Source organism: Sorangium sp. So ce321 (assembly GCF_051530195.1).
Lineage (GTDB): Bacteria > Myxococcota_A > Polyangia > Polyangiales > Polyangiaceae > Sorangium.
In genome coordinates this window covers 8421038-8434446 of sequence record NZ_CP150329.1, presented here as the reverse complement: position 1 = coordinate 8434446, position 13409 = coordinate 8421038, and the positions used below count along the sequence as shown (strand labels likewise).

Genomic DNA, 13409 nt, shown 5'->3' with positions numbered 1-13409 from the left:
GCCTCCCGAGAGGCAGTCCCGTCGTTCATGTCCCTCGTGGTGATCAGAGCCGGCCCTCCGCGAGCAGCTCGCGGGTGCGCTTCAGCGTCGACAGCAAGGCGCTCTTGTAGCCCTTGTCGCTGTTCATCCACTCCTGCTCGGCCTGCTCCTCGGGGCCGTTCGGCGCTTTGCCGCGCAGGCCGAGGTAGCAGTAGAAGCGGAGCTGGAGCGTGCCGTCGGCGTCCTCGAACAGCTCGTTGACGATCGCGCCCTCGCGGGGACCGGTGGCCTGGAAGAAAGTCACCTTGCTCTGTGGCTCGAACGTGATGATCTCGCGCAGGTCGTCGCCTGCGATCGTGGCTTCACGCACGATGTGAGAACCGCTCTCCTCGACGACGTCGCAACGGGTGCAGAGGCCGGGCGGGAGGAACAGGCGGGCGTCGCGGGCCTTGAGGACCAGGCCCTCCCATGCCTGCGCGCGGGTCAGCGCGGTCTCGCCTTCCGGGTTCACGGCGACGGTGGCGGTCGAATAGATCATGAGGATGTTCCTTGTCGTGAGTGTTGAGGTTCGCTCGGCCGTCAGGCCGAGGTCGCGATCTCGGCGGCGAAGCTGCGGTAGGAGCGCAGGGGACGTCCCAGGAGCGCGGTGAGACGCGCCACATCGCCGGCCTCGGGGAGCATGCCCTCGGTGAGGAAGCGCTCGCTCATCAGGCGCATGTCGAAGGCCATCCAGCTCGGCATGAGCCGCCGGAGGTTCTGCTCGAACCCGGCGGTGTCATCGCCAGGATAGGCGATCGGGCGCCCCAGGACCTCCGTCCAGATGGCCGCGGCATCCGCGCCGGTCAGCGTGTCGGGACCGACGAGGTTGATCCGGTCGAGGGGAAGCGGGGCGGCGGCCTGCTCGCGGCGGAGCAGCTCGATGGCCGCGATCTCGCCGATGTCGCGCGCGTCGATCATGGCGAGCCCCTTGCCGCCGATCGGCATCGGGTAGACGCCGTATCCGGTCACCACGTCCTTGATCGTGAGATCGTTGTTCATGAAGTACGCGGGACGCAGGATGGTGGCGCTCAAGCCCATCTGCTCGATCATGCGCTCGACGGCGAACTTGCCCGCGAAGTGCGGCACGTTCACGTAGAGGTCGCTGTGGATCACCGACAGGTAGACGATACGCTCGACGCCGGCCGCGCGGGCGACGTTGAGCGCGATCAGGGCCTGGGTGAATTCGTCAGGCACCACGGCGTTGAGCAGGAAGAGCGTGGAGACGCCCGAGAAGGCGCTCCGCAGCGAGTCGACGTCGAGCAGGTCGCCCTGCGCGACGGCGACGCCCGCCGGGAAGTCAGCTTTGGCGGGATCGCGGACGAGAGCGCGCACGTCGGCGCCGCGCTTCGCGAGCTGCTCGACGACTTGGCGGCCGACTGTGCCGGTCGCGCCGGTAACGAGGATGGTCATGGAGGTCACTCCGGTTGGGGTCAAACGACACCGTGTAAATTGGTGATGTACATTCCTGGCGATAGACGTTATCTTGGGACAGACCGTCTCACTGGTGGAACGCATGGATCTGCTTGCTCTCGCTGACTTCAGCCTCGTCGCCCGGCACGGAGGCTTCGGACGAGCCGCACGCGCCGCTGGGCGCCCGAAAGCGACCCTGTCCCGCCGGGTCGCGGAGCTGGAGGCCGCCCTCGACTTGCGGCTCTTCGAGCGCGGGGGGCGCACGCTGAAGCTCACCGAGGAGGGACGGGCGCTCTTCGAGCGAACGGGGGCATTGCTCACCGAGCTCGACGAGACTGCGGCAGCGATCGCCTCGGGTGGGGACCGGCCGCGAGGCAAGCTGCGAATCAGCGCGCCTTTGCTCTTCTCGCAGATCGCGATGGGTAAGCTCGCGGCCGGGTTCGCGCTGAAATATCCGGAGGTCCGGCTCGAGGTCACGACGGAAGATCGGGCCGTCGACATGGTAGAGGAAGGTTATGACCTGGTGATCCGGGTCAATCCGGCTCCGGATGAGAGCCTTGTCGGACGGATCTTGCTGCGCGATCGGCTCGTCGTCGTCGCGAGCCCGGGCCTCGCTCGACCGGCGGACAATCTCGCTGTTCCGGCCGTCGTGCGGGGGGCAGGCGACCGGACTGCAGCCTGGGATGTCATGGCGCCAGCTGGGAGATCACGCATCATGGTCGATCCAGTCCTGCGCCTATCGTCGCTCGTCATGGTCCGCGATGCTGTCCGAGCGGGCGTCGGCGCCGGACGCCTCCCAATCTCACTTGTCAGTCACGATCTGGCCGCTGGAGCTCTGGTGCATTGGGGCGATGTGGACGGCCCAGACATCGTCCTGTGGACGCTCTATCCGTCCCGGCGGCTGCTGAGCGCTCGTGTATCCGCCTTCCTCGACTATTTGAAGGAAGCCTTTCCTATGGGAACGCCTGACGAGCTGGCGGCCTATGTCCGGGCATGAGGCGGCCAACCCCGCTGGCTTCTACGCTACGGCACTTAGGCCTCGCGCAGGTCCACACACTTCAGGAGAACTCATGTTCGATCACGTTAAATTCGGAGTCAGCGACTATGCAGCGAGCAAAGCGTTCTTCCTCAAGGCGCTCGAGCCGCTCGGCGTAGCTGTCGTCTCGGAGGGGCCGCCGACGTACGGTGTCGAGCTCAGCGCAAAGGGTGAGGCTTCATTGTGCCTGTACCAGACCGAGGAGAAGCCGGCGCATCTTCACTTGGCGTTCACGGCCGAGAATCGCCAGCAATTCCAAGCTTTCCATCGCGCGGCTCTGGAGGCGGGTGGCAAAGACAATGGCGCGCCTGGTCTGCGCCCGAACTACCACGCGAGCTACTATGCAGCTTTCGTCATTGCCCGGCTCGACTCGAGTCAGGCGGAGAACGCGCTGAACAGCACGATCGCCTACACGGACCGGGCGCGACGGTCCCCGGCAGAGCCGGGAGCTCTCGGCGCGGTCTCCCGAGGAGCCTGCCCTGCGGAGCTCGGTATCCGCCCGGAGACTGACGAGCCCGGCACCTGCACGCTCGCACGATTCGTCGCCGGCATGCTATGGTGCGTCGGCGGTAGACGTACGCGTTCCAGGAGTGCAGCATGGCGCAGGTAAGTACCCGAAAAGTGAGTCTCTGCGGCAAGGAGCTGCATGGCCTGCAGCACATCTGCGCGTTCTTCGATTCGCGCAAGGAGATGTACGACATCCTCAATCCGTACTTCCGGGAAGGCATCGACGTCGGCGACGAGGTGGTGACCATCCTTGAGTCGAGCGCGCATGACGACCATGTGGAACGGATGCGAAACGGCGGCGTGCCCGTGCAGGATGCGATTCAGCGTGGCCAGCTCAAGGTCGTGCCTTCCGAGGAGACGTACATCCAGGACAACGTCTTCGTCGTGGACCGCATGTACTCGACCCTCGAGGGCGTGCTCAAGGGCGCAGCCGAAGGCGAGTTCAAGTCCGTTCGCACCTGCGGCGACATGGAATGGGCGCTGAAGAACCTGCCGGGCACCGATGACCTGATGGTCTACGAAGCAAAGGTGAACACGCTGGCCCCCAAGCACGACTGCACGCTTCTTTGCTGCTACGATGTCAATCGCTTCAGCGGCCGGGTGATCGCCGATGTGCTCGCCACGCACTCACACGTGATCATCGGCGGCCACGTGCACGAGAATCCGTACTACCTCGACCCGGTGACGTTCCTGCACAAGCTCGCGTTGCGGCGGTCGTCGCCGGCGCCGCTCGCGAGCGAGAGCTGAGCCTCACGCTTCCCGCTGGTCCGCGTCACGCCGCAGACGCCCGCGGCGCGGCGCGCTGCGGCGCTCGACGTCCCTTGACTCCCCTGGGGGGCCATGCGCTCGTTATCGACCCGTTCTTCTGACGGGGTTTCTGACACGCGAAACTAGCTGGAACCACCCTCCAGCATGCCTGTCCTGAGCCCACCAAGAAGCTTGACGGCGCTGTCGAGCCCGCCACCGGCTCTCGGCCGGGCAGCGCTTGACAGGTCCCCGGCAGCACGATGACCTCGGGAGATGAGCGTCTCCCACATCCACCTGCTTTTCGCGCTGCTGCCCCCTGCCTTGCTCGCGGCCGCTTGCCCCGCCGCGCCGGACCCGCACAAGGTGCCTCCCGCGGCGTCCGGCGCCGGCGCGACAGGGGCGGGCGCCTCGGAGCCCGATGGCATGGATCTCGGCGGCGGGCGCGGCAGCGGCGGGACCGGGAGCGCCTGCTCCGCGGACATGAGAGAGGTCCTCGACGACGAGGGGAATGTCGTCGCGGCGTGCCCGCCCGAGCTGGGGTGTTACCAGGGGCAGTGTATCCCCGCCTGCGACGCAGCGGAGAAGGCGGGCGGCTCCATCGGTTGCGACTACCTCGCGCCGTCGCCGCCGTTCTTCGGGAACGAGCTGGTCAGCTCCGGCTACAGCGGCGCGTGCCACGCTGTCTTCCTCGCGAACACCTGGGCTCGCCACGCCAGGCTCCGTGTCGAGCTCGGCGGCGAGGCGCTCGATCCGGCCGACTTCGCCTACCTCCCGGGCGGCATCGGCCCGAGCACCACGTACACGCCGCTGCCCGAGGCGGGGATCCCGCCCGGCGAGGTGGCGGTGCTGTTCCTCTCTCACCAGCCGGGGGCGGGGACCAGGTACGGCACCCTCGAGTGCCCGCGGCCGCCCGCCGTGCTCGCCGACGTCGCCGTCCACGACAGCGGCGCCGGCCTCGCCTTCGAGGTCGCGTCGGACACGCCCGTTTCCGCGTACGACATCCTGCCTTATGGCGGGGCGGCCAGCTTCCTCCCGAGCGCGTCGCTCCTGCTCCCGCGCAGCACGTGGGGGACCAGCTACCAGGTCCTCGCGCCGCACGCGCGGGGCGCCGGGGTCCTGTGGATGAGCGTCGTCGCCGCCGAGGACGACACCACCGTCGATCTCGTCCCCCGCGCGTCCCTGCCCGGCGGCGCCGGCGTCCCGCTCGCCCCGGCCGGCGTCGCCACGCAGCTCACGCTCGGCGCCGGCGAGGTGGCGCAGTGGATGGGCGCGGACCCGAGCGGCGCGGTGCTCCGGTCGACCAAGCCCGTCGGCGTCTGGACCGGCAGCACCAACCTGGAAGTGGCCACCGCCACCTCGCCGGGCGCGGGCGGGCAGGACGCCGCCCACCAGCAGATCGCGCCGATCAGCGCCCTCGGCAGCGAGTACGTCGGCGCGGGCGTCGTCTCGCGGCTGCGCGACAAGGAGCCCGAGAGCGTCGTCTACCGCCTGCTCGGCGTGGCGAACGGCACGACGCTCGCCTGGGATCCGACGCCGCCCGAGGAGGCGCCGACGACCCTGGACGCGGGCGAGGTCAGGGAGCTCGAGACGACCTCGCTGTTCTCGGTGCGCTCGCAGGACGACGAGCACCCCTTCCTGCTCACGCAGTACATGCCCGGCGCTCCCGCCGTCACGCGCCCCGGCTGCGTGGAGGAGATCCCGCTCCCTGGCCAGCGGTGCGCGCTCGGGGACGAGGAGTGGGTCGTCCAGCTCCCGCCCGAGCAGTTCCTCGAGCGCTATGTGTTCTTCACCGATCCCACCTACGGCACGACCAACCTGGTGATCACCCGCGTCCGCGGCCCGGACGGCTTCGCGGAGGTGCACCTGAGCTGCCTCGGCCCGGTGACCGGGTGGCAGCCCGTCGGGACCGCCGGGGACTTCGAGGTGGCCCACGTGGATCTCAGCCGGGGCTTCGTGGGCGCGACCCCCGCGTGCGAGACGAGCCAGCACGAGGCGAGCAGCGCGGGCGCCTTCGGCATCACCGTCTGGGGCACCGACTTCTACGCTTCCTATGGCTACCCCGCCGGCGGCAACGTCGCGAGCATCAACGACGTCGTGGTCCCGCCGGTCCCGCGGTAGTACCTCGTCGCCCGAGGAACGAAGTCGCGGCGGCGACGGCGCGATCCGTCGAGATGGGGTCGGGTCGGGGCCTTCATGGGGCTGGTTCGAGAGAAGGCCGGAGATTCGCCAGCTGCTCAAACACGGCGGCGCCGGCGAGCGGCATGACATCCTCGTTGATACCGGCCGAGTTGACCGCGCAGTCCAGGCGACCCCGGCGCGCCGCGGCCTCCGCGACGGTCGGGGATCAGGACATCGACGCGCGCGAAGGCGGCCGCGCCGCCGCGGGCCTTCCCTCGTCCACCAGCTCGCGGCACTCCGCTTCACGGCGGGCGGCCACGACCACCTTCGCGCCGGCCGCGGCGAGCGCGAGCGCCGCGCCCGGCCCGATTCCCGAGCTGCCGCTCACTACCAGCGAGCGCGACCTCGTTGTTAAACGTCATGGACATGCATTCTCTCCGCTCGCGGACACACCCTCCTGGAACGGAGCCGGTCGAGGGCGGGACGGAGGGCCCCCCGTGGTAAGCTGCCCAGGCCGCCCTTGCTCCGGCCTCTCACGAGTCCACTGCAGCCGCCACCGCCCCATGCTCCACCAGGCTAGCCATCTCGTCCTCAGCGGCCGCTACCGTCTCCTGCACGAGATCGGCCGCGGCGGGTCGGGCGTGGTCCACGTGGCGGACGACCTCGAAGGCGGCGGCCAGGTCGCGGTGAAGGTCCTGCTCTGGCCGGATGGAACCGGCCCGGCGGCCGCGCGCTTCGAGCGGGAGATCCGGGCCATGAGGCTCCTCGACGCTCCCGGGTTCGTGCGCATACTCGACGCCGGCGTCGCCCGCGAGCTCAACGACGCGCCCTTCATGGTGATGGAGCTGCTCCGGGGCCACGACTTCGAGCACCTCGTCACCACGTACGGCATGCGCTCGCCCGGCGAGGTGCAGCGCTGCCTCGGCGAGGTCGCCGAGGCGCTCGAGCTCGCCCACGCGCAGGGCCTGTCCCACCGTGATCTCAAGCCCGCGAACCTCTTCCTTGCGGTGGGCGAGGATGGGCGGGAGCGCGTGAAGATCCTCGATCTCGGGCTGGTCAAGGAGCTCGCCCCCGGCGGGCTCGGCGTGTCGGGCGGGCTCACTTCCATGGGCGCGACCCTCGGCACGCCCCTCTACATGGCGCCCGAGCAGGCGCGCGGGCGCCCGGACCTGGTCGGCCCCGCGGCGGACGTGTGGGCGATCGGGCTCATCGCCGTGCGCCTCCTGACCGGCGACATCTACTGGACCTCGAACAGCATGGCCGAGCTGATGGCGGCGCTCTTGGTCATGCAGCTCTACGCGCCGTCGACGCGCTGGCGGTGGCTCCCGCCCGCGTTCGACGCCTGGTTCCTGCGGTCGTGCGACCGCGATCCGGCCCAGCGCTTCCCCTCGGTCCGCGAGCAGAGCCGCGCGCTGCGCGCCGCGCTCGAGGGGCACAGCGCGCCCGCCGGGCCGCCTGGCGCCGAGGGGCCGGAGTCGGCCGAAGGCCGCGCGCCGGCGAGCATGCTCAGCTCCAGGACCATCGAGTGCGCGCTCACGATCGAGGTCCCCTCGCAGGCCGTCCCCCACACCGCCCCCCGCGGCCCAGATCACCGCTCGCCGCCGCCCGGGACCTCACCGGCGCTCGGCGCATCGCCCCCGCTCGGCTCGTCATCGCCGCTCAGCTCGTCATCGCCGCTCAGCTCGCCATCGCCGCTCAGCTCGCCACCGCCGTTCAGCATCCCGCCCCCGCCCGAGCGGCCGCGTCACAACCTGCCGGTCCAGCGCACGACCTTCGTGGGCCGCGCCCGCGAGCGCGCCGAGGTCGCCGCGCTCCTGCTCGACCCGGACGCGGGCCTGCTCACGCTCACCGGCGTCGGCGGCACCGGCAAGACCCGGCTCGCGCTCCAGGTCGCGGAAGACCTCGTCTCGGCCTTCCCCGACGGCGTCTGCTTCGTGCCGCTCGCGTCGCTGCGCGATCCGGCGCTCGTGCCCTCGGCGATCGCGCAGGCGCTCTGCCTCGGCGAGGACGGCGCGCGGCCGGATCTGGAGCGCGTCGTCCACTTCCTCCGCGACCGCCGCCTGCTGCTCCTGCTCGACAACATCGAGCACCTGATGGCCGCCGCGCCGGTCGTCGCGCACCTCGCCGCGAGCTGCCCGCGCCTGTCGCTGCTCGTGACGAGCCGCGCGGTGCTGAACCTCTCGGGCGAGCGGCGCTACGTGGTGCCGCCGCTGTCGCTGCCGGAGCCGCGCGAGGTCACGGTCGATACCGCGCAGGCGAGCGCGGCGGTGAGCCTGTTCTGCCGCCGCGCCTCCGCGATGAAGCCCGGGTTCCAGCTCGGCCCCGGCAACGTCGCCGAGGTCGTGGAGATCTGCGCGCGCCTCGACGGATTGCCGCTCGCCATCGAGCTCGCCGCGTCGCGCCTGCGGGCCCTCACCCCCGCGGCGCTGCTCGCGCGCCTGCGCGACCGCGGGTCGACCGGGCGCGCCTCGGCGCTCGCGGGCTCGTTCCGCCTGCTCACCGGCGGCGCGCGCGATCTGCCCGAGCGCCAGCAGACGATGCGCGCCGCCATCGACTGGAGCTACGGCCTGCTCGAGCCGGAGGAGCAGCTCGTGTTCCGCACGCTCGCGGTGTTCCCGGGCAGCTTCTCGCTGCCCGCGGCGGACGGGATGTGCGCCTTCCGCGACCCGGCGCTCGACACGTTCGGGATCCTCGAGTCGCTGGTCGACAAGAGCCTGCTGCTCCCGGTCGCGGGCGAGGAGCCCCGGTTCCAGATGCTCGCGATCCTGCGCGAGTACGGCCTCGAGCGGCTCGAGCAGGAGGGCGCCGCCGCGTCGTGCCACCGGCGCTTCGTCGAGCTCTCGCTGGCGCTCGCCGAGCGCGCGGCCGAGGCGCTCAGCGGGCCCGAGCAGGCCGCCGGGCTCGCGGAGTTCGAGCTTGAGCACGACAACCTCCGCCTCGCGCTCGCGCTCGCGCTCGAGGGGGGCAACGGCGACGCGGGCGTCGCGGTGCGCCTCGCCGCGGCGCTGGCGCGGTTCTGGCACATCCACGGGCACTACCAGGAGGGGCGCGCGTGGCTCGACCGGGCGCTCGCGGGCGCGGCGGGCGTCGCGCCCGAGCTCGTGACGCCGGCGCTCCTGGGAGCGGGGACGCTCGCGCTGCTCCAGTGCGACTACCGCGAGGCGCGCGCGCTGCTCGAGCGGGGCGCGGCGCTCTACCGCGACCTCGGGGACGAGCGCGGGCTCGTCTCGGTGATCCAGATCCTCGGCAGCGTCGCGCGCGAGCAGGGCGACTACGAGCGCGCTCTCTCGCTGCACGGCGAGAGCCTCGCGCTGGCCACCCGGCGCGGCGACACGGTCGAGGCGGCGCGCGCGCTCGGCTACTCGGGCTTCGCGGCGTGGCTCTCGGGCGACACCGCGCGCGCGGAGAGCGCGTGCCGGCTCGCGCTCGCGGAGCTCCGCCGCGCGGGCGATCGCGAGGGGACCGCGACGGCGCTGCTGTACCTCGGGTGCACGGCATTTTACCGCGGGGATCTCCGCGAGGCGGTCCGCCTCTGCGAGGAGAGCGAGGGCCTGTCGAGGAAGGTGAAGTTCAAGGAGGGGATCGCCTGGACGAGCAACATCCTGGGCCTGATCGCGATCGAGCGTGGCGACGTTCGCGTCGCCGGGCGGCACCTCCGCGCGAGCCTCCGTCTGCACCGGGAGCTCGGCGATCTCTGGCGCTCGGCGAGCGTCATCGAGGCGCTCGCGTGCGCGGCGGTGCGGGCGGGGAAGGCGGAGCGCGCCGCCCGCCTCCTCGGCGGCGCGGCGGCGCTGCGCGAGGCGCTCGGCACGCCGGTGCCGCCCGTCGAGCAACCTGCGCTCGCGGCGTGCGTCGAGGCTGCGCGCGCGGCGCTGGGCGATCCCGCGCATGACGCGCTCATCGCGGAAGGCCGCGGCGCCGGGCTCGACGCGGCGATGGCGGCGGCGCTCTCGGAGTGATGCGCTGCGTCGCCGCGAGGAGCGCAGCGTACCCGGTGCAGGTCGGCGCGCGGCACCTCGCGCTGGCCAACCCCGCTGCCTTCGCTGCGCTCCTCGACGCTCTCTACCGCAAGCCCTGGGCGGTCCACGCCGAGCCACCCTTCGCTGGGCCCGAGCCGGTCTTTGCCTACCTCGGTCGTTCTACCCACCGTGTCGGGCTGTCCAATCACCGGATGCGGTCGATGGATGAGCGCGGCGTGTGCTTCCGGCCCCGCGGAGACAAGACCGTGACGCTCTCCGCAGAGGAGCTTGTTTGGGGGACTGCGCCGGGACACCGCCGCCACCGATGCTCCGGCGCAGTCCCCCAAACGTCTAGTCGTTGAGCCGACCGGAGCCGTCCTCGGCCTCGGCGGCGAAACGGGCGGAAACCATGGAACTTACTGCTGTTTTCGGCGACCGCTCGCCATCGACCGGTCTTGCTGGCGGGACTTCTGACCCCCGATACCAGAACGAAGTCGACAGCCAGCGATTGTGCGGAGAAGGGCGATAAAACGGCGTGTCCCCCGAGAATGTGCTTGACGATGCGCGCCGCCGACATGTCTAGATCAGGGCACAGGCATTTTGGGCTGAGCGTTGATGACCCTGCTCGACGCTCCGGAGGCCTCTTCGCCCCTCACACCCAGGCTGTTCCACGCACACTGTCCACGCACGCTGACCGAGGTAAGCTCATGCACGCCACGACGACTGCAGCGCCTGACACCGGAGAGGACGGCTCCGGGCGATCGCTGCTCAAGACGGCGTTCGCGTACGCCTTTCACCCCACGATCATCCTCCTGGCCCTGCTGGCCTGCCACTACCTCCACCGGAGCCCGGAGCTGTTTCTGCCGATCGGGATCGGCTTCACCTTCCTCATGGCCGCGCTGGAGCAGCTCATGCCCGCGAGGCGGGAGTGGAGGCCGCTGTCGAGCTTCAAGCAGGCCGCTATCAATTTCGCGTTCTGGATGGTGGGATATTTCTTCGTCTGGGGAGCCGCCGTCGCCACGTTCTATGACCGGGCGCTCACGCCGAGGCTGATCGGCGCGCGAGAGCGCCTGGGGCTGCCGGAGCTATGGCCGAGCAGCTGGCCCGTCGTGGCGAAGCTCTGCCTGGCCTGGCTCATCGCGGACTTCATCTCGTACTGGTTCCATCGCGCACAACACCGGTGGGGAGCCGTGTGGCGCGTGACCGCTCATGGCGTGCACCACTCGCCGACGGAGATGTACTCGATCAAGGCGGCGGTGAACCACCCCTTCGAGTTCTTGATCTTGCTCCTCCCGATACCCATCCTGATGAGCCTCGGCGCCGGCCCGGAGGAGATCGGCTGCCTCACGTTCATGATCTGGATACAGATCCACTTCACGCACTGCAACCTGCCGCTGAAGCACCGGGCGACCGGGTGGATCCTGCAAACGGGCCAGTACCACCTGCAGCACCACTCGGTCGTCCATGAGGAGCAGAACACCAACTACGGCTGCTGCATGAGCCTCTGGGATCGCCTCTTCGGCACGCTCCGAGAGCCCGGCCACATCGCGTCGACCGGGGTCGCGCCCGGCGCGTCGCTGGGGCTCGGGCAGCAGCTCCTGTTTCCCATCCGGCCCGTGTACTCGGCCCCGTCCCCCAGGCCGTGATCCCGGCGCGACGAGCGCCGCCGCCTCACGCGAACAGCGCAATCGCCGTACCCAGCTATGCGCGCGCGAAGTACGTGCCGTGCTCCATGTCGGCGAGCAGGCCCGGCTGCTCGGGCTTCCAGCCGAACCGCGCCTGCGTGAGCGCGCTCGTCGCGGGGGTGTCGAGCGCGAAGAACCCGCCGAGCCAGCCGAAGTGCTCCTTCGGGACCGGCTCGACCGGCAGGCCGAGCTTGCGACCGATCACGCCGGCGATGTCGCGGGTCGGGATCCCCTCGTCGCCGACAGCGTGGAGCCGCGCGCCGGCCGGCGCCTTCTCGAGCGCGAGGAGGAACAGCCGCGCGGCGTCGAGCAGATGCACGGCGGGCCACCGGTTTGCGCCGTCACCGATGTACCCGGAGCGCCCTGTCTTGCGCGCGATGTCGATCAGCATCGGGACGAACCCGTAGTCACCATCCCCGTGGACAGATGGCGGCAGCCGCAGCGAGGACACGCGCACACCGCGGCTCGCGAACGAGAAGGCGAGCTGCTCGGAGGCGGCCCGCAGGCCGCCTGTCGACGCGTCGGGCGTCTCGTCCTCGGTGCCGACGCGGCCCGGCGTGAAGCGCGCGGTGGCGGCGGTGATGACGAGCGGGCGCTCGGAGCCTGCGAGCGCGCTGCCGAGCGCCTCGATCGCGCCGCGGTCCTTCTCGCAGTTGCGGGCGTAGTCGTTGAAGTCGTCGTGGGAGAACGCGCAGTGGATCACCCCGTCGCAGGCGGCGGCGCCGCGGCGGAGGCTGTCGAGATCCGTGAGCGTGCCGCGGTGCACGTCGACGCCGGCGGCGGCGAGTTTCTCGGCGGACGCGTCGGAGCGCGCGAGCCCCAGCACGCGGTGGCCGGCGCGGACGAGCTCGGGGACGATGGCTGAGCCGATGAAGCCGCTGGCTCCAGTGAGGAAGACACGCATAGAAGAACTCTCCTTGGTTCGCCATCCACCATGGCACCGCCGCGGCGCACGCGAAATACACGGCCGTCTCCAGTTCTTGCCCGATCGTCCACGCGGGGCTACGCTGTCACCGTGATCCCCGGGCGCGACCAGCTGAAGGACCTCATCGCGCAGTGGTGCCCCGGCGACGGCGTGCACGCCTCGCCGGTGCCCGGGATTTCTTGCATCAAAATCTCGCGCTCGCAGCAACGCGCGAAGCGGCACTGGCGCGCTTCGTTCTGCATCGTCGTGCAGGGCACGAAGGAGATCCTGCTCGAGGGGCATGTCTATCGCGAGCGCGAGCCGCACTACATCGTCAGCCCGATCGACCTGCCGGTGACGAGCCGGGTCGTGGGCGTGTCGCCGGCGCAGCCGCTCCTGTGCCTGAAGATGGACTTCGATGCTGTCGCGCTGCGCGAGGTCGCGGCGCAGCTCGACCGCGCGCGGCCGGACGACCTCGAGCACCCGGGGCGCGCGATCTTCATCGGCAAGGCGAGCGACCGTATGCTCGACGCCGCGACCCGGCTCGGCGCGCTGCTCGCGACGCCCGACGACGCGACGGTGCTCGCGCCGCTCGTGAGGAAAGAGCTGATCTTCCACCTGCTGAAAGGCCCCGACGGCCCGGCGATCCGCCAGCTCGTGCGCGCGGGCAGCCAGGCGCACCGCATCGCCGAGGCGGTCTATCGCCTGCAAGCATCGCTCGACGAGGACGTCGATATCGCCGCGCTCGCGCGCGCCGCAGGGATGAGCCGGGCGGCGTTCTTCAAGCGGTTCAAGGAGGCCACCGCGATGAGCCCGCTGCAGTACCAGAAGCGCCTGCGCCTGCTCGAGGCGCGCCGCCTGATGGTCGAGGAGGGCGTGGGCGCCGAGGGCTCGGCGTTCCGCGTCGGCTACACGAGCGCCTCGCAGTTCAGCCGCGAGTATTCGCGCATGTTCGGCAACTCGCCGCTGCGCGACGCCCGCGCGCTGAAGCAGACGGCGGCGATCGTTCAGGACATGTAGTCCGC

The 13409-nt window shown here is 70.7% G+C and carries 11 protein-coding genes and 1 pseudogene; 8 read left to right on the top strand and 4 right to left on the bottom strand.

Features of this window, described 5'->3' with window-relative positions; genetic code table 11:
* Window positions 1-43: 43 nt before the first annotated feature.
* Both WME89_RS31080 and WME89_RS31075 read right to left on the bottom strand, forming a co-directional pair.
* Window positions 44-517: an AtaL-like protein gene (locus WME89_RS31080; RefSeq protein WP_438003298.1), complete on the bottom strand. Its 474-nt coding sequence runs from the start codon at window positions 515-517 to the stop codon at window positions 44-46.
* Window positions 518-558: 41 nt separating this feature from the next.
* On the bottom strand, window positions 559-1428 hold the full coding sequence (locus tag WME89_RS31075) for an NmrA/HSCARG family protein (RefSeq protein WP_438011994.1): 870 nt from the start codon (window positions 1426-1428) through the stop codon (window positions 559-561).
* A gap of 103 nt (window positions 1429-1531) precedes the next feature.
* Between WME89_RS31075 and WME89_RS31070 the strand changes: the two genes are divergently transcribed.
* The 4 genes and pseudogenes from WME89_RS31070 to WME89_RS31055 all read left to right on the top strand — a co-directional run bounded on the left by WME89_RS31070 (window position 1532) and on the right by WME89_RS31055 (window position 5836).
* Complete coding sequence (locus WME89_RS31070; protein ID WP_438003297.1) at window positions 1532-2425, top strand: LysR family transcriptional regulator; 894 nt, start codon at window positions 1532-1534, stop codon at window positions 2423-2425.
* A 73-nt stretch (window positions 2426-2498) separates the two neighbouring features.
* Window positions 2499-2822: pseudogene (locus WME89_RS31065) on the top strand (VOC family protein); the annotation flags it as partial.
* 239 nt (window positions 2823-3061) lie between these two features.
* Window positions 3062-3718, top strand: a complete 657-nt coding sequence (locus tag WME89_RS31060; protein WP_438003296.1) for an MEDS domain-containing protein — start codon at window positions 3062-3064, stop codon at window positions 3716-3718.
* Window positions 3719-3991: 273 nt separating this feature from the next.
* Window positions 3992-5836, top strand: coding sequence for an IgGFc-binding protein (locus tag WME89_RS31055; RefSeq protein ID WP_438003295.1), 1845 nt, complete (start codon window positions 3992-3994; stop codon window positions 5834-5836).
* 226 nt (window positions 5837-6062) lie between these two features.
* Here WME89_RS31055 and WME89_RS31050 read toward each other — a convergent pair whose 3' ends face one another.
* Complete coding sequence (locus tag WME89_RS31050) at window positions 6063-6224, bottom strand: hypothetical protein (protein ID WP_438003294.1); 162 nt, start codon at window positions 6222-6224, stop codon at window positions 6063-6065.
* Between the two features lie 175 nt (window positions 6225-6399).
* Between WME89_RS31050 and WME89_RS31045 the strand changes: the two genes are divergently transcribed.
* The 3 genes from WME89_RS31045 (at window position 6400) to WME89_RS31035 (ending at window position 11441) form a co-directional block, all read left to right on the top strand.
* Window positions 6400-9795, top strand: a complete 3396-nt coding sequence (locus tag WME89_RS31045) for a protein kinase domain-containing protein (RefSeq protein WP_438003293.1) — start codon at window positions 6400-6402, stop codon at window positions 9793-9795.
* Complete coding sequence (locus tag WME89_RS31040) at window positions 9795-10157, top strand: transposase (protein ID WP_438003292.1); 363 nt, start codon at window positions 9795-9797, stop codon at window positions 10155-10157. Before WME89_RS31045 ends, WME89_RS31040 begins: the two co-directional genes overlap by 1 nt.
* Before the next feature lie 345 nt (window positions 10158-10502).
* Window positions 10503-11441: a sterol desaturase family protein gene (locus WME89_RS31035; protein ID WP_438003291.1), complete on the top strand. Its 939-nt coding sequence runs from the start codon at window positions 10503-10505 to the stop codon at window positions 11439-11441.
* Window positions 11442-11496: 55 nt separating this feature from the next.
* Here WME89_RS31035 and WME89_RS31030 read toward each other — a convergent pair whose 3' ends face one another.
* A complete protein-coding gene (locus tag WME89_RS31030; protein ID WP_438003290.1) occupies window positions 11497-12384 on the bottom strand; it encodes an SDR family oxidoreductase in 888 nt (295 codons plus the stop codon).
* A 111-nt stretch (window positions 12385-12495) separates the two neighbouring features.
* Between WME89_RS31030 and WME89_RS31025 the strand changes: the two genes are divergently transcribed.
* The gene (locus tag WME89_RS31025; protein WP_438003289.1) at window positions 12496-13404 is read left to right on the top strand and encodes an AraC family transcriptional regulator N-terminal domain-containing protein; all 909 of its coding nucleotides are present in this window, start codon (window positions 12496-12498) and stop codon (window positions 13402-13404) included.
* The last annotated feature ends 5 nt before the right edge of the window (window positions 13405-13409 follow it).